The organism is Methanoregula sp., assembly GCF_041663825.1.
Lineage (GTDB): Archaea > Halobacteriota > Methanomicrobia > Methanomicrobiales > Methanospirillaceae > Methanoregula.
Map to the genome: position 1 here is coordinate 26,726 of NZ_JBAYLY010000007.1, position 21,526 is coordinate 48,251.

Annotated in this window: 19 protein-coding genes and 1 tRNA gene; 10 read left to right on the forward strand and 10 right to left on the reverse strand. The window is 49.6% G+C overall.

Annotation, left to right across the window (positions count from 1 at the left end; genetic code table 11):
* Position 1 precedes the first annotated feature (1 nt).
* A complete protein-coding gene (locus tag WCX19_RS04790; protein WP_373005679.1) occupies positions 2-523 on the forward strand; it encodes a GNAT family N-acetyltransferase in 522 nt (173 codons plus the stop codon).
* A 118-nt stretch (positions 524-641) separates the two neighbouring features.
* On the opposite strand, the gene WCX19_RS04795 is transcribed toward WCX19_RS04790, so the two are convergent.
* The 3 genes from WCX19_RS04795 to WCX19_RS04805 form a co-directional block, all read right to left on the reverse strand.
* Entirely contained in the window at positions 642-863 is a 222-nt protein-coding gene (locus WCX19_RS04795) for a type II toxin-antitoxin system HicA family toxin (protein ID WP_373005681.1), read from the reverse strand.
* Positions 864-883: 20 nt separating this feature from the next.
* A complete protein-coding gene (locus tag WCX19_RS04800; protein ID WP_373005683.1) occupies positions 884-1,078 on the reverse strand; it encodes a type II toxin-antitoxin system HicB family antitoxin in 195 nt (64 codons plus the stop codon).
* Between the two features lie 226 nt (positions 1,079-1,304).
* Entirely contained in the window at positions 1,305-2,546 is a 1,242-nt protein-coding gene (locus WCX19_RS04805) for a hypothetical protein (protein ID WP_373005685.1), read from the reverse strand.
* A gap of 204 nt (positions 2,547-2,750) precedes the next feature.
* Here WCX19_RS04805 and WCX19_RS04810 point away from each other — a divergent pair, with 204 nt between their 5' ends.
* A complete protein-coding gene (locus tag WCX19_RS04810; protein ID WP_373005687.1) occupies positions 2,751-2,918 on the forward strand; it encodes a hypothetical protein in 168 nt (55 codons plus the stop codon).
* A gap of 7 nt (positions 2,919-2,925) precedes the next feature.
* Here the strand turns inward: WCX19_RS04810 and WCX19_RS04815 are convergent, their stop codons facing one another.
* From WCX19_RS04815 to WCX19_RS04835, 5 genes are all read right to left on the reverse strand, one after another.
* Positions 2,926-3,177: a hypothetical protein gene (locus WCX19_RS04815; RefSeq protein WP_373005688.1), complete on the reverse strand. Its 252-nt coding sequence runs from the start codon at positions 3,175-3,177 to the stop codon at positions 2,926-2,928.
* A 165-nt stretch (positions 3,178-3,342) separates the two neighbouring features.
* The gene (locus tag WCX19_RS04820; RefSeq protein ID WP_373005690.1) at positions 3,343-4,809 is read right to left on the reverse strand and encodes a DUF5677 domain-containing protein; all 1,467 of its coding nucleotides are present in this window, start codon (positions 4,807-4,809) and stop codon (positions 3,343-3,345) included.
* A gap of 69 nt (positions 4,810-4,878) precedes the next feature.
* Positions 4,879-8,007 (reverse strand): Eco57I restriction-modification methylase domain-containing protein, encoded by a 3,129-nt coding sequence (locus tag WCX19_RS04825; protein WP_373005692.1) that lies wholly within the window; start codon positions 8,005-8,007, stop codon positions 4,879-4,881.
* Positions 8,008-8,748: 741 nt separating this feature from the next.
* A complete protein-coding gene (locus WCX19_RS04830) occupies positions 8,749-9,945 on the reverse strand; it encodes a BMP family ABC transporter substrate-binding protein (protein WP_373005694.1) in 1,197 nt (398 codons plus the stop codon).
* Between the two features lie 23 nt (positions 9,946-9,968).
* Positions 9,969-10,106 (reverse strand): hypothetical protein, encoded by a 138-nt coding sequence (locus tag WCX19_RS04835; protein WP_373005696.1) that lies wholly within the window; start codon positions 10,104-10,106, stop codon positions 9,969-9,971.
* A gap of 575 nt (positions 10,107-10,681) precedes the next feature.
* On the opposite strand from WCX19_RS04835, the gene WCX19_RS04840 reads away from it, so the two are divergent.
* The 8 genes from WCX19_RS04840 (at position 10,682) to WCX19_RS04875 (ending at position 20,694) form a co-directional block, all read left to right on the forward strand.
* On the forward strand, positions 10,682-11,230 hold the full coding sequence (locus tag WCX19_RS04840; RefSeq protein ID WP_373005698.1) for a cache domain-containing protein: 549 nt from the start codon (positions 10,682-10,684) through the stop codon (positions 11,228-11,230).
* Between the two features lie 452 nt (positions 11,231-11,682).
* Positions 11,683-12,921: an aldo/keto reductase gene (locus tag WCX19_RS04845; RefSeq protein WP_373005700.1), complete on the forward strand. Its 1,239-nt coding sequence runs from the start codon at positions 11,683-11,685 to the stop codon at positions 12,919-12,921.
* Entirely contained in the window at positions 12,914-13,600 is a 687-nt protein-coding gene (locus tag WCX19_RS04850) for an MBL fold metallo-hydrolase (RefSeq protein ID WP_373005702.1), read from the forward strand. The genes WCX19_RS04845 and WCX19_RS04850 overlap by 8 nt, the downstream gene beginning before the upstream one ends.
* A gap of 9 nt (positions 13,601-13,609) precedes the next feature.
* Positions 13,610-14,281, forward strand: a complete 672-nt coding sequence (locus WCX19_RS04855) for a TetR/AcrR family transcriptional regulator (RefSeq protein ID WP_373005704.1) — start codon at positions 13,610-13,612, stop codon at positions 14,279-14,281.
* Positions 14,278-15,006 carry an ABC transporter ATP-binding protein gene (locus WCX19_RS04860; protein WP_373005706.1) on the forward strand — a complete coding sequence of 243 codons (729 nt, stop codon included), beginning with the start codon at positions 14,278-14,280 and terminating at the stop codon, positions 15,004-15,006. Before WCX19_RS04855 ends, WCX19_RS04860 begins: the two co-directional genes overlap by 4 nt.
* Positions 14,999-16,405, forward strand: a complete 1,407-nt coding sequence (locus WCX19_RS04865; protein WP_373005708.1) for a hypothetical protein — start codon at positions 14,999-15,001, stop codon at positions 16,403-16,405. The genes WCX19_RS04860 and WCX19_RS04865 overlap by 8 nt, the downstream gene beginning before the upstream one ends.
* Before the next feature lie 73 nt (positions 16,406-16,478).
* A complete protein-coding gene (locus tag WCX19_RS04870; RefSeq protein WP_373005710.1) occupies positions 16,479-17,564 on the forward strand; it encodes an AI-2E family transporter in 1,086 nt (361 codons plus the stop codon).
* Positions 17,565-18,123: 559 nt separating this feature from the next.
* Positions 18,124-20,694 (forward strand): 6-bladed beta-propeller, encoded by a 2,571-nt coding sequence (locus tag WCX19_RS04875; RefSeq protein ID WP_373005712.1) that lies wholly within the window; start codon positions 18,124-18,126, stop codon positions 20,692-20,694.
* Positions 20,695-20,826: 132 nt separating this feature from the next.
* Here the strand turns inward: WCX19_RS04875 and WCX19_RS04880 are convergent.
* Positions 20,827-20,900: transfer RNA gene (locus WCX19_RS04880), tRNA-Thr, on the reverse strand.
* Positions 20,901-21,128: 228 nt separating this feature from the next.
* Positions 21,129-21,320 (reverse strand): hypothetical protein, encoded by a 192-nt coding sequence (locus tag WCX19_RS04885; RefSeq protein ID WP_373005714.1) that lies wholly within the window; start codon positions 21,318-21,320, stop codon positions 21,129-21,131.
* Positions 21,321-21,526: the final 206 nt, after the last annotated feature.

Sequence of the window (21,526 nt, forward strand, 5' to 3'; positions counted from 1 at the left end):
AATGACAATTGATCTCCAATCTCTCATTTTTTCAAAATTATCCGATGAGTCAGACGTCTCGTCGTTTCTTTGTTCTGACTCTGAAGATCTTCGGGATTTTCTACAGAACGCTGCAAAAACCGGGCAGCATGAAAAGATCAGCATCACCTATCTTGTCTATTCAGGCCCTTGTCTAGTAGGATTTTTTTCCTTATCGATGGGGTGTATCACATCCAAGGATGTGCCAAAAAAGACACTTGAGATTGAAGATCCCCCAAATAAATTTCCGGCACTTCTCCTTGCAAGGATGGCTACAACCGATGGGATGCGTAGTCAGGGTATCGGTCGCGAAATGCTAAAGCGTGTCTTTAACATAGCATTCGATTTGACGGAACAGATAGGGTGCAGATTTGTAAAAGTTGACGCAAAAAAGGATCCACGGACGGTTAGTTTCTACAAAAAAAATGGTGGGTTCATTCAGATACATGAAAATTCGGACACCGTTCAAATGATAGTTGATCTCAATAAGATCCCTAGTGAGTGAAGATGCGACACGAGGGAGACCATGAGGGCGTGCCGGGCTTTGTCTGCGGGGTCGGCAACGTTGAGGGTTCGGAGGGAGAGGAAACATCACCCCCGACGAGAAAAAAATGGGACTGATATTATAACAATTCAAGAAATTGTTCAACGGTAAGATCGGCATCCTTGATAATAATCCGCAGGGTACCCCGGGCAATTTCCGGGTGGTTGGGTACGGTCAGCGGGCGCCGGACCGGATGCCTGAGGTGGACATGACTTCCTTTCTGGTCATTTACAATATATCCGAGTTTTCCCAATGCCCGGATAACATCGCGGCCGGAGAGGATGGGGAGTTTGTCCGTCATATGTCAACGGCGACAAATGTCTATTTTGTACCCGGCCGCTGATAGAGGGGGATGCCGTCGCGGGCGAGCGCGCTTAAGTGCAGTTCGATGGCTTCGGCAATATTTTTCTTCGCCTCTGCCTCGGTCTTTCCCTGAGAGACGCAGCCCGGGAGTGCCGGTACGGTAACGATGTACCAGCCATCCTCGTCCTGTTCAATCGCAATTTTGAAGTCCATGCCTGCTCCCCGTATTGTATACAGATATTTGGTTCCGGTATTTAAGAGGGTTTATTGCCTGCCTTCCACAATCTCGATCTCTTCCGGTGTCAGCCCGTACAACTCGTACACCAGTTTATCAATCGCCGCATCCGTCGCCTCGATCTGCCGGTGCTCATGCGAAAGTCAAAGATCCCCTCGACCGTTTTGGGCTCCGGGCAGATGGGGAGTTCATCACTTTAGCCAATTATTTTTTGTATGGTTCAAGTAAAATGAAACTCTTCTCTTTTCGTATGCAATAGCCCTTATTTTCCAGAGAATCTACAGCTAATTCTAAATCCAATGCTTCAAGTTTGGATTCTCTGATGGCTTCAACCATTGAGATCTCATTTTCTGCACCAAAAATATCGTATAAGTTTAGGAAAATTTTCCGGGCATCTCCGGTTAACTCAAGCATATGGCTCGTTTTTATGGGAGAAGATTCGATCTGTTCAGCTCGTCTCCACATATCAAACCATAAATCCGTGACGTACTGAACATCCTCTTGCCGAATGTCGGCACTGGATTGCAAACGACAATATGATGTGGCCAATTTTGGGATCGCACCCATATTTTGATTATAGGGCATAAGCCCCACAGAAAAACATTGTTCCCGCATCCTATGAATTTCGTTTAGCATCAATTTTTCAACTTTTTTTGGTGTTTGCGGTCGGATTAAGAGCGCGTCCAAAATATGCGCTGTAATAATTTTAGATTCAACTTCCAATTGGTCCTGAAAATCTTTGGAGATCCTTTTTGGGGATTCATCAAGAATTACGATTGGAATATCTGACAGAAGTTTTTTCGGGCGATGTATTGCAATATTTGTTTCTCCGATTTGCTTTGGAATTTCTTTTTCAATTTTAGAAATATAGTAATAATAATCCGATGTCAATTTACGTAATTCCTGTGGCAGGATCTGAAGCGAATTGTTAAAAAGTTTCCATTGATAATCCCGGCTGAGAACCGCAGATCTAATTCCGCCACAGGTTTGCTCTTGGTGCGGTGAAGATACTGCAAAAAGTGAAGTGCAACCTGCAATCTCAATAACGCTATCGGCTTCTCCTTTATAATACCGAGTGAAATAATCAATAATTTCTAAGAAATCCATTGTTTTTCTTCTAGCTGCAAGCGGAGATGGATCGAAAGGTTGCCACCGGTCAATTATTTTTAGGGGGATCCACCCTCCTCCCGAGGTCCCCGAATAAATTGAAGTTTCTTCAACAATATGGATTTCGATAAAACTGTGATTTTCTGGCAACGGGGACTGGGGGCAATAATAAATCTCTTTTTCAGGACGCTTCAGGAACGGGGATGGCTGGAGGAAGAAATAATTCCCGGATTTAGAGTGATATTCTACATATCCCACATTTACGTATTTTTTATCAAAGGTCAATGCCCATTCAATTTGCGATAGTTCAGATCCCATCGTTCTGTTGAAAAGGCTCATACTGAGATATTCCTCCCGGACTATTTTATAATTGTAGTTTTGTTGATATTTCGAGCAGGATCCTGCAAAAATTGCATTGATCAAAGGATCTTCATCAACTACCTTAACACTTTCACTCCATGCGGTGGCTCTTATATCTGATGTGAGGTGTTTTTGGGATCTGGGGTAATCTTCATGATCTGAAGATTATTTCCAGGTGAAAATATGGCAAAAAACACCGGTAATGACTTTCGCCAGGGAGCAATTGATCAACGGAGTCAGGTTCTTAATCCAAGAACCGACCAGTTTGTAAAGAGAGATACGACCACCGGACAGTTTATTGATGTTAAACAGGACGGTACGCCTTTCAAAGGCGTGAGAAAAGAGAGATAACTCTCATCTATTTTCCACCAGTTCCCTCCACAATCCCAATCTCCTCTTCCGTCAGCTCATACAATTCGTACACCAGTTTATCTATAGAAGCATCCGTCGCCTCGATCTGCCGGGACAACTGCGTCTTCTCCTGTTCGAGGCGGGCGGCCTGCAACCTCTTGTTCAGGTCAAGCATCTGCGTAACGAGTGAAACCATGCGGTCGTGCCGGGCTTTGTCTGTGGGGTCGGCGGGGTTGAGGATAGGGATTTCAGATTGCACACAATTTGCATGAGTACCCATGATTTTTTTCATCCGGTGCGGCGATACCGGCTCATTCTCTCGTTTCGTATTTGCGAGGGGATTCACGCAATTTTCGCGCAATACGCGCAATGCCTTATGCTTTGGGATCGCCGTTACGAGATTCATGTTCGTGCATTCTTCGGATTATTTTGTTTCCACTCGATAAGGGAATTGTGGATAAAGTCGATCTACATCACCCAAGATTTTATTTATAAGATTAATTGCATCTGGAATAATATCATTTAATTGCGGACTACTATTTATTGGAATTCTATGAAATCTGTGTAAGGGGTTGCCACAATATTCAAAAGTGGCCTCATTAACTGCTTCCCACATTCCATGGACAAAACCTGAAGTGATGGTATAGTATAAATCGTACTCTTTTTTTGTTCCGGATTTTTCGCTCATATCTCGCAATGAAGTTTTTTCCCAATTCCCGAGATTTATCGATAAGAATTCTTCCCCACGATCATAATTAATATTCAATTTTAATTTTCCTTGATCAACGAAATTGGGGCATTCACCGATTTCATCAAACTTTAACAGAGCCAGTTTTACTTGTCCTGATCCATAATTCCTATATGCTAACCATAAATCCGGATTATCATTTTTGCGTAAATATCTCAATGTAATAAAACATTCAACAATTGATCTCAATGCAGTTCTCCCAAGAATTGTATTTTGCATTTGATTTTTTACAATCTCTCTAAAAATCTGGAGGGAGTATAGTGAAATTCCAAAGGTTGTATCAAATTTTGGATTGATTGCACTATCCAAGCGATTTTTATTACAATGTTCATTTAGTTGTAAGATCAACGAATCAATTTTATCGATATTGATTGAAGTGCATGTTTCTTTTTGTTCCATCAGGAGTTCCACCTTTTCACATGGGGTATTCAGCAGACATGTTTGCCAAAAATGTTCAGTCCAATTATTGGGATTTGCTCCTATGTTCTGTAGATCATCGATTGCCCCTTCCATTGAACGAATTGTTGGTCGGACCGCTCTCATATCTCCATGATGCGGATAACGCAATAACTCCTCTGAAAGGTGAATTAAATGTTGGGGAAAATGCATTTTTCCCCTAACCGTTTGATATAACGGTCTAATCCATCGACAATCTGTTGCTTCTTGGGATTGATGGTCATAACATTTAACAATGGCCTCTTTTAAAAGATCCCATTTTTCTAATGATGCCATCTCATCCAAATTTTTTATCCAACTTTTTTGTCCTGGCAAATTTGGAAAAAGGGTTAAGGGAGATAATGAAAGATTCACATCATCATCGTCACAGAGTTCTACTATTAATCCATCAAGTATTTCGGGTTGAATTTTTGATAATGCAGTTAAAGTCAAATCTTGAGGTTGATCCCCTTCAGGTAAACCTGCCAAGTAATTTACAACATTTCTGAAATGATATAGTGCAATATCGCGTTCAGCATGAGAAATGATTAGAACTGCCCATAACATCTCAGGCAATCTGAAATTAGTCCAAGATTTTAACGCCAAATTTGGAAGCAGCAGAAACGGTGGAATTAGATTTTTTCCTTGTCGTTTATGGTCAGATAACGAGGGGTAATATTTCTCTCGTTTATTATAGGTTTTCGTCATTTTCTAAGTCGTTTTTTATTGATTGACATTAAAATATGTTCTTCTAGATCAGCGCAAATTATTTTATATTCAATTCTTTTTTTCAACAATCTCAATCTCCTCCTCCGTCAGCCCGTACAACTCGTACACCAATTTATCGATAGCCGCATCCGTCGCCTCGATCTGCCGGGACAACTGCGTCTTCTCCTGTTCGAGCCGTGCGTCCTGCACCTTTTTGTTCAGGTCAAGCATCTGCGTGACGAGCGTAACCATGCGGTCGTGCCGGGCGACGTCGGCGGGGTCGGAGGGGTTGATGGTGCGGATGGGAAGTTTGGAAACGTACATCGGTTTGTATTCGTAATAGCCGCCTTGTTTTGTTGATGAAATGGAATGCATAACAAAATCGAGCACAGTTGAATTGAGAAGCCCCAGAAGGTAGAGATCATTTTTGGGGATAATTGAGGTTTTATCACTCGAATAAAAGTTTTTATCATCAAAAGTATATGAGGCACTTTTCACTATAGCAGGAATAACTATTTTGGGTTTATCGAATTCTGTGTAATAATTTGATCCAAATCTTTGGAGTGCATACCATTCATATCGAATTTCTGTTTCATCGGTATTTCGTGAAATTAATTTATCTTTATATGAACTGAGATGGTCGTAAATTGCTGGATATTGAGATTTAAATTCACTTTCTGCCTTTTTCGATGCACCCGTTATTGATGAATCCGTATGAATAGGGAAATGCCAAGGGATATAAATCAAATACTTTTCACATTTCAATGAGCCATACCGCTTCACATCTCGACCTGTAATAAACGGTTTAATTACGTCTCCACTTCTTGGATCTTGCTCGATCAATCGATTCTTAATTTTTTCATCTATAACAAATGCCTCATTACAACCTGTAACAACCCCTCGATACATTTGACCATTCGTATATTTTTCAAGAGAAAATCCCACACTTTGTAATTTTCTTAACAGGTCTTCAATTCCTTTCACACCGAGTGTCCATCCATCATCTGTAAGGGTTTTTGGATCTATCGGATGCCAATTTCCCCCTACATATTCATCAAGGCTAGGAAAATCTAGAGCATTAACTTTGACGTTACAGAACTCTCGCTCGGTCTTTTCGTTGGAAACTCGGATAATACAGGGATACGCTATCGCATTCTTAAAAACCGGAAGATCACCAAAGTCTATGATCTCCTCGATCTGTTTCGTTAACGAATATTTTCGGAGCGGTTTCCCATAATTCGCTCGCATCCATTTATTAGCAACTATAAATGAAAACAACCCTTTGGAGCGAAGAAGGGAGATTCCTTTCTCAAAGAAGTACGCATAGAGATCCGCCGTTCCCTGATACACCGTGTAATGGGTCTCGAAATATTTTTTCTGCTCCTTCAATCCTTCCTGTCTCACATACGGCGGATTCCCAATCACCGCATCAAACCCGCCCGCCTTCATGATATCGGCAAACTCCGTGTCCCAGTCGAACGGGTTGATCCGCTTGATCTCATCGGCCGGCATCTCGGGGGTCATCACGTCCCAGCCGATCAGCGAGTTCCCGCACTTGATGTTATCCTGAAGCGAAGGAAGCGCCCGCTCTGCAAAGAGTTTGAGCTGCTTGTCGATATTCTCCTCGTTCTCTTCTTCGAGCACTTTCAACAGGAGCGAGAGTTTGGTCACTTCAACGGCCTGGTTGTCGATATCGACGCCGTAGATATTGTTTAAGAGGATGCGTTTCTTCTCGGCAGTCGTCAGCCGCCAGTCGCTCCGGGTCCGGGTCGCATCGCCGCTTGTCCCGGCCTTGTAGATCGGGAGATCGACCTGCGTCATTTTCTTTTTGGATCGTGGTGCCGGTTCGGGAAGAAGAGCGAGCACCGCCGGATCGGTTACGGAAGCCTTCTCCTTAAAGACCGGGACGAGATGTTCGATATACCAGTCCCGATGCCAGGTGAGCAGGAAGTGATATGCCCCGATCAAAAACGAACCGGAACCGCACGCGGGATCGAGAATGCGGAGTTTCGCAACGTCGCGGGGCGTCTTGTCCTTCACCAGTTCGCCGACCGTGTGCGCAACAATGTACTCCACGATATATTGCGGAGTGTAGAACACACCGCCCGCCTTCTTTACCTCCGGCTTATACTCCACCTTTGCCTGGTGGCCGTCCGTGAGCCGGATCACCTTCCCAAGGAACTGCTCGTACACGTGGCCGAGAATTGCCGGCGGGATAACCGAGAAAAGGTACGGCGTCTCCGGGTAGTAGAGCCGTTTGATAATCTCTTTGAGCACCTTGTCATCGATCACAAGCGAGAGCGAGAGGGTGTCGGGCATCTCATCCCCCTCATATTCCTTCTCGAAATGGAAAATCCCGGAATTGTACTTTGCATCCGCCTGCCGGAAGATCTCGCAGAGCCGGGAGTAGACGTTATCTCCCTCGCGCAATTTATGCAGGGTCGTGTACTCTTCGATGCCCCGGTCTTCGCAGATCCGCAGAAAGATAATCCGGTCGATGGTGCGCTGGACGACCGTGTTGAGTTCATCCACCGAAAGCGAGGGATTCCGCAGCGCGATATTCTTTGCGAGTGCATCCCGCCAGGACTCGATCTCGGTCAGGATATCGTCGTCAACCGTTGCCGTGCCTTTCTTTCCTTTGGTCGATTCCGCATACTTGTCAAACGACCCTTTTAGGATACTGTCCTGCGAGAAAACCGAGACAAGATATTCCCATTTCGCCGGAATCTCGTTATACAGGAAATACTCGATCCGTCCCTTGGCAGCAGAATCGCCATTCTCCGGCTTTACCGTGCAGTCATAGATCGCAAACTCCTCAAAGTTCGTGAGAATAGAGAGCGGGAGTTTTGCGTTCCACGCATACCGACGCAACTGGAGTGCAGATTCGGCATCGTCTTTGATCCGCACGGAGGGCTTTTTGGTTTCTACGATAAACTTCCGGACTCCCCCGATGCGGAAGGTATAATCAAAAAAGTAGGTTGTCCCGCGAATCCGGACCGGTTCTTCAAGCAGCACTTCACGATAGGCTTCCGAGAATCCTTTGTTATTGTTCACGTCCCAGCCAAGAGCATGAAAAAGCGGATCGATAAAATCCTGCCGGAGCTGGGTTTCGTTGTATTTTTCCTGCCCGCGAAGATACGCATCGCGGTGATACGTATACCGGTCAACAAGTGGCTGGATCGTGTCGGGTGCTGCCATTACCAAAGTGTTGCATTCAATCCCGTTAAAGGTGTTGAAATATAATTCTCATAAATTTTACGGAAACGTTCGGGTCACGAGCCTGAAGATTATGGGAAAAGAGCGACCCGGCAGCCGGACATTTTTTTTAAATTCGCAAAGGCTGGTGACAATTCCGAAGAATGCTCACTAACATTACCTGACTTTCCAAAAAAAGTTCACCGAGGTTATCAACTTTTTCAAAAAAGTTCACCCAGAGTTACCGGTCTTTTTAAAAAATGATCGGATCGCAAGCGGGGAATTCCGGGAAAAAACCGGCCCGATCTGGATCTGATAAGAGGGGGGTACCCCCGCCCAGCCCGGCACATGGGGGGGAGGGTGACCCCCACTTTGATCGAAAGAAGGGGAGGGGGGTGGGGGTACCCCCCTCAACCTTTTGTGCCGGAAAACCTCTTTTTCCTGCACGGCCAAAACCATCGTTTCGTGTGGAATTGTCGTCGTGAACTGCGGAGGTTGGCGTTTTTTTTGCATTCCTGTGGCAGGCCCCGGCCGGCACCTGAAGGGGAGGGGGTACCCCCTACCTTGCCCGGCACAAGGGCGGGGGGGTGATCCCCTTTTTAAAAAAAAGAGGATGGGGGGGTAGGGGATCACCCCCCTCCCCCACTTCTTCCGCAAAACCGGGCCGGCACCCGCACCGCGATTTGCCGGGCAGTCCGGTAATTGTCGTCCTTGTGTCTGGCTCTCATAAAACAAAGTTCTGATTCAGGAGAAAAACCCACGTGTACAACAAGAATTTCTCTGAACCGGTACAGGCCTGGTCCCTGCTGCCGCAGTCATGAGTACGGTCCCGGGTTGCCCTCCAGTAATCCGGCAAATCGGAATTTTTAATTCAGGGCGAGTACCCGACAGGAAAAAAATAGTGGCAGAATTCAGGTCATGGCACTGCTGTGCCCTCTGCTGGGCACGGGTCCGGAGATACGTTGCTTCTTCTTCCTGTGCTGTTGCTTCCCACGCACTGACCGTCTCATTATAGAATGCAAATTTCGGGTTGTATACCATGCCGGTTGCGCCATCTTTGAGCCCGGTAACTTTTTCACCACCGGCAAAGGACCCGTTCAGGTACTCCCCGATACCGGTATAAACGACCCGGTCCACCCGTTTTACTGCTGACGCAAGCACGAATTCCGGGCCAAGCGGGGACTGATCGGAATCTGTACCGATAATATACCGTCCGGTTGAATTTTTTGCTGCATTAATTGCCCCGGTATTGGAATACCCGGCAGTCGTATAGATCACATCGGTCCCGTTGCGGTACATCCCTTCAGCAATCCGGCCTGCCTCTTCAGGATCCTTAAACCCATCCGGGGAATATTGCTGCACCCAGGCATGATCAACGATAATCGAAGAATTGACCGCATGGACACCCGCTGTGTAACCCTGCCGGAATGCATCAAGAAGTTCGGACTGCATCCCCATGATGATCCCGACATGCCCGGTCTTTGTTGCCGATGCTGCAAGTACGCCGGCCAGGTAACTGTCGCCGTAAGAGGTAATCTCGGACGCCCTGACATTATCCGAACCGATCCCCGTCATGTCAATGGCAAGGAAAGAAATATCCGGATACTTCTCTGCGAGCTGGTGAGTATAGTTGGTATACTGGAAACCAATCGTTATGACAAGACCGGGTTTTTCCGATCCCTTGGCGCGTTCCAGAAGCCCCGGAAGGGTTTCACTTTCATTTAATGTAAACTCCTTTGGGGTAAATGACATATCTTTTTGCGCTGCGAGAAAACCCTGCCAGGCACTGTCGGTATACGACTGGTCACCTTTCTCCGATGCATACACGATATACACTGACTGAACCGCAGGATCGTGCGGCATGATACTGAATGCAGCAATTGCTGCAAGAACAATAACCGCTGCACTGATGATCCCGAAAGCGAGAATTTTTTTATCCATGTAAATTTCCTGGTATACTGGTTTTAGCCCCGGAGGTTGACCGTGCCTGGTTCCATGTACCGGCCGGCGCCAGGCACCCTTGTCCCGTCAACATCTGCCACATACCTGATCTTAAACCGGGTGGTGTCAGTCGAGGGATTCACCGAATAGTACTCAATCATTCCATTACCTGTACGGGCACTTTTGAGGATTTTCCGGACAGGGTGTGTTTCCATGATATCCGTTGCATTGTACCTATGAGCGCCAGTGCAGGAACCGCTAAAGTGGGAAATGCGTGGAAATCCCGTGTCCATGTATAGTAATGGTGCATTATTGTTTTTAAACAGGGATGATTTTTTCTTTAGACGTTAAAACGCGTTGATATTTTCGGCATAAAGAATGGTTTGAATTTTATTTCGTGATCTCGTGGCATCTCCTCCGGCTCCGGGTCTCAATATATTTCGATAAAAACAGATTGGCAGACCAGATAAAATTATTTCACGTCCCTCATATTCTTCTCGTAATACTACCCGGTTCTTTTTAAGGGCCTGATCCCAATTCTCTCTAAAACCACCGTCATCGTGCGTATCGTTCGTAAAAAAAACCCGCATTATCGCAGTCCCGACAAGGTTTTTAATTCATCGCATGTTTGTAACTTTTGACTATCTGCCTGCGGTCTGGATTTGTGTTACGGGTTCAAATTAAGGTCAGTAGCAAAATCGACATGTTTTAAGTGGAGAATTGTCCAATTATAGTCATGAAAAAATTGTCAATTTTAGTTTTGGTTGTGCTTGTTCTCGGCCTGTTTTTTATCACCGCCGGTTGCACGCAAAACCCGCCCGTTGTAACCCCTTCAACACCGGGAAGTAATACAACCCTGCAGCAGAGGGCATCCACCTCAAATGAAACACTTGTTGCCTTTGTCGACAGCGCGGCAGCCTATGCAAAGGCAAATGGCAAAGAAAAAGCCCTTGCAGAATTTTCGAATCCGAATGGTTCGTTTGTCAAGGGCGAACTCTATATCTATGCCTACGACTTTAATGGAATAACTCTCGCCCACCCATTCAACCCGGAGAAGATTGGCACAAGCCGTCTTACTGAACCCGATGCACACGGAGGCCTTTTTATCACCGATCTGCGTAATATGGCGAGGAACGGAAGCGGTTTTGTGAGATTTTATTACATCAATCCGGTCCATAACCGGACAGTTGAAGCAAAACTGGGATATGTGGAAAAAATTGACGATGACTGGTGGCTTGGTTCCGGAATATACACAGGGCCGGCAGACACGGTCACAAAAAATTAGCAAGGATGTAATAACCCTGTCCCTGCCGGTTACTTTTAGTCCCGTCACGGACATTGGCGGGATTTGGACCGGGACAACCGCCGGGCATACCAGAATCAAGCCCGGTTTCCTGACCCGTGTCTGTTTTTATCCCGCCGATTAAAAATTACCCCCTCCCCCCTTCCATCCCAAATCACCCCCCGACAGATCGCCGCCAGAGTGCATAAAAAAGTCCTCTCAAATCCGACATTTCCAAAATCATACTCCGATTCAAAGACTTTCTCTCCCCTGAACAATAAGCCCAAAAATCCTGCCTGCCACAGATCATTCCTGGGAATCGGGGAACAATCCGGGCCCGGATGTGCTGGGAAAACCTCAGTTCTTACCGCCCGGCCGATCAACCGCAAATCTATATAGCCGGCCCACTGACATATTGACTGACCAGTCAATTTACCTGAAGGAAGGTATTTTTCATGCTCTTTCGAACCGTTCCAAAAACCGGCGACCGGCTCTCCATCCTTGGCTTTGGCTGTATGCGGCTCCCGTCAAAAAACGGCGGCATCGATGAAGCCCGGGCGATCCGGCAGATCCGCCACGCGATCGATTCCGGAGTCAACTATCTTGATACGGCTCCGGCCTACCATCTCGGCAAAAGCGAACAGGTCCTCGGGAAAGCATTGCAGGACGGTTACCGGGAAAAAGTGCGGATCGCAACCAAGCTCCCTCACTGGGAAGTCCGCGACGCGGGTGACATGGAATGGATCCTCGCAAAACAGCTGGCAACCTTACAGACAGATCACATCGACTACTACCTGCTCCACAGTATGAGCAAAGAGAGCTGGGAGAAGATGGCAAAACTCGGCGTGCTCGCGTTCCTCGACCGTGCAAAAAGCGAGGGGAAGATCGTAAACGCCGGGTTCTCGTTCCATGGCACCCTTTCGGCATTTAAGGAGATCGTGGACGCATACGACTGGCAGTTCTGCCAGATCCAGTACAATTTCCTTGATGAGAACAACCAGGCAGGGACTCAAGGGCTCAGGTATGCAGCAGGAAAAAACCTTGCCGTGATGGTCATGGAACCGCTGCGTGGCGGGAACCTTGCCGGGCCGGTACCGGATGACATACAGCGAATCTGGGACAAAGCCCCGATAAAACGGTCAGCGGCCGAGTGGGGTCTTCGCTGGGTCTGGAATCACCCGGAGGTAACGGTCGTCCTCTCGGGTATGAATAACGAATACCATATCGATGAGAACCTCAAGGCCGCCGGTTCTGCACTCCCGGAGTCGCTTACTCCGGACGACCTCGCCCGGATCAGCCGGGTAAAAGAGACGTATCTACGACTCATGAAAGTCGGGTGTACCGGATGCGGGTACTGCATGCCTTGCCCGGCCGGGATTGATATACCGGGTTGTTTTGCGCTCTATAACGCCCACCACCTTTTCCCGAAGGACCGGAGCACACGTTTTCATTATATCAGCCGGCACGGGGGAATTATCGGGGATGTCTCGTATGCAGGGCTCTGCCTGCAGTGCGGGAAATGCGCGAAGGCCTGTCCCCAGCACCTGCCAATCCCTGAACTTATGAAGGATGTGAAAGCGGACATGGAGGGGATGATACGTGTCGCTGTGCCGGTGTTCAAAGGCGGCTTGTGGTGCATGAATAAAATAGCAAAAGTCCGTGCCCTTTTCTCGCGGGAGAAATCCCATGACTGACCGCAGTCCCCCCGGAGGTACCATCGTTTGCCCGATTGCGCTTGGTCATGTGAACGCGTTTCTTATAAAAGGAGCCCGGCCGATGCTGGTCGATACCGGCCTGCCGGGAAATGTCCCGAAGATCCTTGCCGCTTTACAGGCAGAAGGTATCATGCCGTGGGAGTTAGCGCTTATTATTATCACCCATGTGCATACCGACCATTTCGGGAGTGCAGCCGCAATAGCTGGAGCAACCGGTGCACCGGTGCTTGTCCATTCACGGGAGGCAGAGTACCTTGCTTCCGGGGCTGGTGTCCCTTCCGTACCGGCTTCATACCTTGGTCGGGTGCTTGGCCTTATGATCGGGAAACCTGCCCCCGCACCTGAACTTGCCATTAAGCCGGTGATTCAGGTTGATGCTCCGTTTCGGCTTGACACGTTTGGTATAGATGGAGAGATTATCCCCACACCCGGCCACACGGACGGGTCGGTTTCCGTCATGTTTGCAACCGGCGAATGCATCGTGGGCGACCTTGTGATGGGTATGTTCCCGGCATACAAGCCCCGGCTCCCGGTCTTTGCCGAGGATCCGGAAGCGGCAAAAGAGAGCATCCGCAGGGTTCTTGACCGGAAACCTGCCGTAGTCTATACCGGGCATGGCGGGCCGTTTTCCTGCGATCAGCTGGAAGCCCTTCTTTAGGTGATTGGCATGGAACCTCCAAACGACAAGCGGGAAGCGATCCTTGAAACCGCACTCGTGCTCTTTACCGAGCGGGGATTTTATGGTACGCCGACCGCGATGATCTCCCGGGAGGCCGGGGTCGCCACCGGCACGCTCTTTTTTTATTTTAAGACAAAAGAGGAGCTCATCGATGTGTTGTACCGGCAGATCAAGAGCGAGGCGGCATCAGCCCTCCGGGAAGGAGTTGATCGGGAGCAGACCGCGAGAGCAAAAATTTTCAGGGTAGGGGAGAATGCAATCGCCTGGTCGACCACGAACCAGAGCAAGTTTCGGTTCATGGAGCAGTTCGCCCATTCGCCCTTTGTCTCAACGACAACGCACGAAGAAGGCATGTCGCATTTTCTCTTTTTAAAAGAACTTATCCGGGACGGGATACGGGAGGGTGTCATCCGGGAGTCCGACACGGAACTCCTCTGTTCGGTGCTGGCCTCGTCATTATCGGGAATCACGGCCCGGATCATGGCAACCTCTGATCCCGTCCGACAGAAAGTCCTTGTCCGGCAGGGACTTGCCTTTCTCTGGAATGGCATTGCCACGCACCCTGACGAGGAGCCCTGCGGTAACAATGGAGAAAAAACGGGAACAACAAAACAGAACAGACAACCCGGGAACGGGAAATATCCGGGAGGAATACGATGACCGATTACGTAATCAAGGCCGATGGCCTCACGAAGATGTATGGCGACCTGACCGCTGTCAACCATGTGAACCTGTCGGTGGAGAAAGGCGCACTCTACGGGCTCCTTGGGCCAAACGGCTCCGGTAAGTCCACAATGATTAAAATGCTGACCGGCCAGATCCGGCCAAATGCCGGCACGGCAACAGTCCTCGGGATTGATGTGCAGAAAGATCCCATCGGCGTCCGGGAGCATGTAGGGATCATCCCGGAGCAGGAGACCCCCCCGAGTTTTCTTACAGCATCCGAGTACCTGCAGTTCGTGGGTGCGATCCGCAAGATCCCTGAAATAGACCAGCGGGCGGTGGAATGGTTTGATCTCCTGGATTTTGCGGACAAAAAAGACGTCCTCTGCAAGGACCTCTCTCGGGGGACCCGTCAGAAACTGATGTTTGCGCAGGCCTTCATCCACAAACCAAAACTTGCCCTGATCGATGAGCCGCTCATCAATTTCGACCCGATTATGCAGCACCTGGTGAAGGACTACCTCAGGGACTATGTAAAAGCAGGGAACACGATCTTTATCTCAACCCACATCCTCGAAGTTGCGGAGGAGATCTGCTCGGGGTTTGCGATCCTGCACAAGGGAAACATCCTCCACACCGGGACGGTGGCCGATCTTACCGCAGAACACCGGCACCTCGACGAATTCTTCCTCTCGCTCGTACAGAAGGCACCCCATGCTTGAGCTTTTTGTCGCGATGGTAAAGGAGGAGTGGCGGGTCCACTCGACGATGTTCGGGAGCCTCTCCTTTGCGCTTTTTCCAATCCTCATCTTCTGGATCGCGTTCATGGGCTCGTTCCTTCTGCCCCTCATGCGCCAGGCTCTTCCCGCAGGAGAACTCTCGCTCATCCTCCATGCAAACTACCTGATGCTCGGCTTTATGGTCGGGGCGTTCGGCCTTCTCGGGAGCGAGGTGATGAACCGGCGGTTCGGGCAGGCAAGCCTGCTCTCCTATTCCGCACGGAGCCTGCCGCTCTCCGAACGATTCATCTTTGCAAACTTTGTCGTGAAGGACACGCTCTACTACTTTGTCCTCTGGGTGCTCCCCTTAGCGCTCGGGTTCCTGCTCGCCTCGCCCTTTATCGGTATCCCCATAACCCTGCCACTGCTCCTTACGCTCACCCTCACGCTCTCGTTTTTGTCCGGGCTCTGTGCGGTCTTTTTCCTCTCCTCGGTCTACTCGCGCTCAAAGCCGGCGCTCGCAGCGATCCTCACAGTACTTGCCGTAGCAGCAGGAGCGCTCTACCTTGTCACCGGGCAGAACCCGGCGGTCTACTATCCACCGCTGAACCTCTTTCTGGCGTTCTCGTGGACCGGTCTTCTCTTCTCCCTTGCCGCAATCGTTTTTCTCTTCGTTATCTCGATCTGGCTCTTCTCTCCCGAGACAATCGGCGCGGCAAAACATCACAAAAGCATGCTCGTGCCACTCACCGGAAAACTTTCCGTCTTTCCTTACCCGCCCCTCGCGGCAAAGGATCTCATCGATATGTACCGGAGCGGGGGCATGGTCGGCCAGACGCTGTTCTCGTTTCTGATCCCGCTTGTCGTGATCTGGTTCTTCCTCTCCCTCCTCTCGGGCTACCTGCCCGCCTATGGGGTGCTCATTGAATTTGCGCTCGTGACCGGTGTCATTGCCTCGACCATGTACACGTGGATCACGATGTTTGACACCTTCGGGGCCTATGCATGCCTCCCGGTCAGTGTCAGGACACTTCTTAAAAGCAAGATCACCACGTTTTCTGTCCTCCAGATCATCCCCGCAGTCTTCATCGCGGCAGTCTCCATCCTCTCGGGCCAGGCGCTCTACCTTGTCCCGGCGGTCGTGCTCTGCCTCTCGGTCTCGTTCTACAGCCTGGGGATCACCGTCTGGCTGACCGGCCTCTCTCCGAGTGTGCTCGTCTACGATGTCAAAGTCATGGTCGTGTACCTTATCCTGATGGGGGCCGCGCTCCTCGTTCTCTCAGCGGTCGCATTTGCCGCACCGTTTGGCACTCTCGGTGCAGTCCTCCTCCTTATCCCTGCCGTGTTTTTTGCCCGGCTCGGTTTTGCAAAGTGGGAGACCCGCGAGCAGCCGGGATTCTAGAACCCCTTTTTAGCGGCCGTCTGATTTTGGCAGGTGAGGGGAATCTTTGTATCATCTGCCGACAGATACCAGCATGATGACGTTTCCCGCGACCCTGTCCCCTACCGAACGTATCCTGCTCTGCCTTGCTCTTGCCGTGGTCATTATCCTTGGCATCAAGATGATCGGATCGACAGTAACGATTGTCCTTGTCGCGCTGATCCTTACCATGCTCCTCTATCCTGCGACACGCTGGTTGCGCACAAAAGGAATCCCGACACTGGCAGCAGTTACCCTCGTGACAATCGTCGCCGTGCTGTGTCTCGTTGTGCTTGGGCTCGTAACTTTGTATTCGTTTAACATGATTATTGCCGACATGCCGCAGTACCAGAACGAACTTACGGTACGGTTTGCAGATGTCACCGCGTTTCTTGGCGCACACGGTATCAGCACCGGACCGCTCTTCTCAACTACACCAGACCTCGCGAGCATTATCCCTTCCCTGCTCTCATCGCTCATGAACATCAGCCAGGATCTCATGGACCTCTTTTTCATGGCAGCAACAACGTTTTTCATGCTGCTTGAGGCACCATGGTTTATAAAGAGAGTTGAATCGATGCTGCATGGCGAGCCGGAAAAACTCCGGCAGCTGTCCCGGATGAGCGGTTACGTAATCGACTTCATTGTTGTCCGTACCGAGACAAACATTATCCACGGTACGCTCTTTGGCGGGTCGCTCGCGGTTATGGGAGTCCATGGTGCGATCCTCTGGGGCGTCCTCACGTGTATCCTCGGCTATATCCCGTATTTCGGTCTCATCATCGCAGCGATCCCGGCAATTTTCTTTGCCTGGCTCCAGTTCGGGCTCTGGGGTGCGGTAGTAGTGATCGTGATCGTCTGCATCCTCAACCTGGTCATCGAGAATCCGGTTTTTTCCTGGCTCGCGGCACGCAAGTTTGAGATACCGGCGCTTGTTGTTATTATCTCGGTGATATTCTGGGGATGGCTGTTCGGTCTTGCCGGCATGCTCTTTGCCGTTCCCTTCACGCTGATGCTGTTGACCCTCATCCAGTTCAGTGATGAGCTCCGCTGGATCAACACGCTGTTTGGGGTCGAAAGTCTGTTTGGTAAGAGCGGGGCCGGGCCGGATCCGGGGCCGGATCCTGTGAAAGAGGTATGAGCCAGACCGGGAACCGGAAGAAGGCCGGACGCATGGGAGGTTCCCCAACTCCCAAAATGGAGAGATATCCTGTACCCCCGACCATTTTTTTAAAGCGTTATCCCCTCTCTTTTGGGTCAGGGAGGGGGATGTTACCTTCGTACAAAAGAGGGGGTACCCCTCCTATGTGTTATGCTGTTACAAATCTGCCCGTATAACATTCGGATGGGCGATCATAACGATGGGACTGATGCTCACATACCTCCACAAACGAGAAGTACTGCTGCACCCGGCAGGAATCTCCCGCAGTGGATTGATTTGCAGTCTTTCATGGGTCTGATTTTATTAAGTAAAAAATAACTTCGGAAAGTATATAATATCCAAGAAAACAGAAAAATGCTAGGATGTTTGAACAAAGACCCTCCGTCACCAGCCACCAGGTCAGAAAAAAACATGAACCAGTTAGCAGAAATGAGTGCAATTATTCTGTAGTCGTGTCTTTCTGCCATTGATGACGGCCGGGATTATCTTTGCACATGGGGTGTGGAGCCAACCATCCGGATCGTGAGTGTGAAAAATCATGAATAAACCCTTCTGGCAATTTGGGAACAGGATCGTAATAATTCTGTGTATCGTTATTGTTATGGCCGGTATCGGCATGCCGGTCTGTGCGGGAACAGTCGGGAATAATCCCGGTCTACAAAATCACCAGCATCCGTACAGTTCGCAATTGGCATCGAGTACCAGTCTGCAAACCAGCGAAGAGAGCGTATCTGCACCCACATTCCAGTGGGCAGTGCCTTCATCTGTCGGAGTGCGTCCAAGCTCTGTTGCCGTGGACAGTTCCGGAAACGTTTATGCCACGGATCAGATGGATAACAGTGTCTGGAAATACACATCTGACGGGACATATGTGACAAAATGGGGTTCCTCTGGTAATGGCACCGGCCAGTTCTCGAATCCTAATGGTATAGCGGTGAGTTCGAGCGGGAATGTGTATGTCGCAGATGGCGGTAATTCCCGGATCCAGGTGTTCACGTCATCCGGTACGTATGTGAGGCAGTGGGGATCCTCTGGTTCTGGCGACGGCCAGTTCTCGAATCCGAATAGTATCGCGGTGGACACAAGCGGGAATGTCTATGTCGTCGATTCATATAATTCCCGGATCCAGGTGTTTACATCAACCGGTACGTATGTGAGACAATGGGGATCCTATGGTTCCGGCGACGGCCAGTTCTCGTACCCTAATGGCATAGCGGTGGATGCAAGTGGAAATGTGTATGTCGCTGATAGCAGTAATTCCCGGATCCAGGTTTTCACATCTGACGGAACATATGTGACAAAATGGGGATCCTCTGGTTCTGGCACCGGCCAGTTCTCGTATCCTAATGGCATAGCGGTGAGTTCGAGCGGTAATGTGTATGTTGCGGATTCACATAATAACCGGATCCAGGTGTTCACGTCATCCGGTACGTATGTAAGGCAGTGGGGATCCTACGGTTCTGGCACCGGCCAGTTCTCGTATCCTAATGGCATAGCGGTGAGTTCGAGTGGGAATGTCTATGTCGTTGATAGCAGTAATTGCCGGATCCAGGAGTTCACGTCATCCGGTACATATGTAAGGCAGTGGGGGGCCGGGGGTAATGGCACCGGCCAGTTCATACGGCCCAATGGCATAGCAGTGGATGCGAGCGGTAATGTGTATGTTGCTGATAGTGGTAATTCCCGGATCCAGGTATTCACGTCATCCGGTGCGTATGTACGGCAGTGGGGGTCCAAGGGTAATGGCACCGGCCAGTTCCAGAGGCCCCATGGCATAGCGGTGGACGCGAGCGGTAATGTCTATGTCACTGACACTGAGAATGTCCGGATCCAGAAGTTCACGTCAACAGGTACATATGTGACACAATGGGGGTCCGAGGGTAGTGAAACCGGCCAGCTTAAGTGGCCTGAAGGTATAGCGGTGGACGCGAGCGGTAATGTCTATGTCGCTGATAGCGGTAATTCCCGGATCCAGGTGTTCACGTCATCCGGTGCGTATGTACGGCAGTGGGGATCCTCTGGTAGTGAAACCGGCCAGTTCTCTTCTCCTCATGGCATAGCGGTGAGTTCGAGCGGTAATGTCTATGTCGCTGATGCAGGTAATTACCGGATCCAGGAGTTCACGTCAACAGGTACGTATGTGACAAAATGGGGATCCTATGGTAGTGACAACGACAAGTTCGGCTGGATTTCGGGTGTTGCTGTCGATGGGAGCGGGAATGTGTATGTCACTGATTTTGGTAATTACCGGATCCAGGAGTTCACGTCAACAGGTACGTATGTGACAAAATGGGGATCCTGGGGTTCGGGTAACAGCCAGTTCCAGTCTCCTGAAGGCGCAGCGGTGGATTCGAGCGGGAATGTCTATGTTGTTGACAGTGAGAATAACCGGATCCAGAAGTTTTCCCAGTCTACCCAGTCTTTCGCGAGCGAAATTGGTATATTCCGTCCCTCGTCGGGCACCTGGTACCTGAACTACCACAACGATGGAAAGGTTGACAAAACGGTACCGTTTGGCAAGAACGGGGACACACCGGTTACCGGGGACTGGATCGGAGATGGAACCTCTGGAATCGGCGTGTTCCGGAACTCGACTGGAACCTGGTATCTTGATTATAACCGGGATGGAAAGGTCGACAAAACAGTGAAGTTCGGGAAGAGCGGGGACCTGGCGGTTACCGGGAACTGGAACGGAAATGGAATATATGGAATCGGTGTATTCCGTCCCTCTTCAGGCACCTGGTATCTTGATTATAACCTGGATGAAAAGGTCGACAAAACAGTGAGGTTCGGGAAGAGCGGGGACGCAGCGGTTACCGGAATCTGGAACGGAAAGGGAACATCCGGAATTGGTGTATTCCGTCCCTTGTCGGGCACCTGGTATCTTGATTATAACCTGGATGAAAAGGTCGACAAAACAGTGAGGTTCGGCAAGAGCGGGGACGCAGCGATTACCGGGGACTGGAACGTAAATGGAATGTATGGAATCGGCGTATTCCGTTCCGCGGCGGGCACCTGGTATCTTGATTATAACCTGGATGAAAAGGTCGACAAAATGATACCGTTCGGCAAGAGCGGGGATATCCCCGTAGTGGGACACTGGGCGTAAAGATCCCGGTTAAACCCGTCCTTTTTTTGTTCCGAAAATCTATGATGGTATACCGGGAATTTTAAAGAAAAAAATAGTGTTGTTTTAATTACCGATTTTCAAAAGAACAAAAAACAGAGAATTTTTAATGAGAGCCTAAGGCGAGATTCGAACTCGCGACTTCCTCCTTACCAAGGAGGTACTCTACCGGGCTGAGTCACTTAGGCAGATTGCCTAGATACATTGTAGGTTTTCCTTATAAAATATTGCGGAAACCTTCGGGTTTTTCCCACTTAAATTCCCTAGTTCTCGTTCGTTGACAGGTACATGCGCCTATTACTATCAAGCGTATGCAGGCTTTTGACCGCCTCCTCGTACCCCTCCACTTCTATCATAGGGGAGCCGCCGCTTTTCCTGACTGTCTCCATCACCGGCCCAAAATCAATCATGCCCTTTCATGCTGCCCGGTGCGAGTCTTCAATCGCGTTGTCGTCGTGCAGGTAGTAGTGCTTTTGCGCCGGGTGATTGAGAAACGCGGGAAGGTAGTGGTTCAGATGCGCATGGCCCCCATCAAGCGTAAACCCGCAGCTATCAATTAACGGAAACTCAGCCAGGGTCTTTATCAGGAAATATTCCCGGGTGTCCATGTTCTTAAAAGCGTATACTGCACCGGGTATTCACGTGCGGCACATGGAAAACGCGATAACCGATCGCTTTATCTGCCGCTCTGCCCGCTCCCGCTCTTTGCCACGCGAAGTATCCGGATGCACCACGACCGCCCTCGTTTACTTCCGCCGCAATGGCAAAGCACTCCTCCAGCACAACAACACACACCCAGTGGATCGGCTCCGGC

What these genes read in the sequence shown, in the direction of transcription:
- WCX19_RS04790 (WP_373005679.1), top strand. Translation starts at nt 2, where the DNA reads ATGACAATTGATCTCCAATCTCTCATTTTTTCAAAATTATCCGATGAG.
- WCX19_RS04795 (WP_373005681.1), bottom strand. Translation starts at nt 863, where the DNA reads ATGACGGACAAACTCCCCATCCTCTCCGGCCGCGATGTTATCCGGGCA.
- WCX19_RS04800 (WP_373005683.1), bottom strand. Translation starts at nt 1,078, where the DNA reads ATGGACTTCAAAATTGCGATTGAACAGGACGAGGATGGCTGGTACATC.
- WCX19_RS04805 (WP_373005685.1), bottom strand. Translation starts at nt 2,546, where the DNA reads ATGAGCCTTTTCAACAGAACGATGGGATCTGAACTATCGCAAATTGAA.
- WCX19_RS04810 (WP_373005687.1), top strand. Translation starts at nt 2,751, where the DNA reads ATGGCAAAAAACACCGGTAATGACTTTCGCCAGGGAGCAATTGATCAA.
- WCX19_RS04820 (WP_373005690.1), bottom strand. Translation starts at nt 4,809, where the DNA reads ATGACGAAAACCTATAATAAACGAGAGAAATATTACCCCTCGTTATCT.
- WCX19_RS04825 (WP_373005692.1), bottom strand. Translation starts at nt 8,007, where the DNA reads ATGGCAGCACCCGACACGATCCAGCCACTTGTTGACCGGTATACGTAT.
- WCX19_RS04830 (WP_373005694.1), bottom strand. Translation starts at nt 9,945, where the DNA reads ATGGATAAAAAAATTCTCGCTTTCGGGATCATCAGTGCAGCGGTTATT.
- WCX19_RS04835 (WP_373005696.1), bottom strand. Translation starts at nt 10,106, where the DNA reads ATGATTGAGTACTATTCGGTGAATCCCTCGACTGACACCACCCGGTTT.
- WCX19_RS04840 (WP_373005698.1), top strand. Translation starts at nt 10,682, where the DNA reads ATGAAAAAATTGTCAATTTTAGTTTTGGTTGTGCTTGTTCTCGGCCTG.
- WCX19_RS04845 (WP_373005700.1), top strand. Translation starts at nt 11,683, where the DNA reads ATGCTCTTTCGAACCGTTCCAAAAACCGGCGACCGGCTCTCCATCCTT.
- WCX19_RS04850 (WP_373005702.1), top strand. Translation starts at nt 12,914, where the DNA reads ATGACTGACCGCAGTCCCCCCGGAGGTACCATCGTTTGCCCGATTGCG.
- WCX19_RS04855 (WP_373005704.1), top strand. Translation starts at nt 13,610, where the DNA reads ATGGAACCTCCAAACGACAAGCGGGAAGCGATCCTTGAAACCGCACTC.
- WCX19_RS04860 (WP_373005706.1), top strand. Translation starts at nt 14,278, where the DNA reads ATGACCGATTACGTAATCAAGGCCGATGGCCTCACGAAGATGTATGGC.
- WCX19_RS04865 (WP_373005708.1), top strand. Translation starts at nt 14,999, where the DNA reads ATGCTTGAGCTTTTTGTCGCGATGGTAAAGGAGGAGTGGCGGGTCCAC.
- WCX19_RS04870 (WP_373005710.1), top strand. Translation starts at nt 16,479, where the DNA reads ATGATGACGTTTCCCGCGACCCTGTCCCCTACCGAACGTATCCTGCTC.
- WCX19_RS04875 (WP_373005712.1), top strand. Translation starts at nt 18,124, where the DNA reads ATGAATAAACCCTTCTGGCAATTTGGGAACAGGATCGTAATAATTCTG.
- WCX19_RS04885 (WP_373005714.1), bottom strand. Translation starts at nt 21,320, where the DNA reads ATGGACACCCGGGAATATTTCCTGATAAAGACCCTGGCTGAGTTTCCG.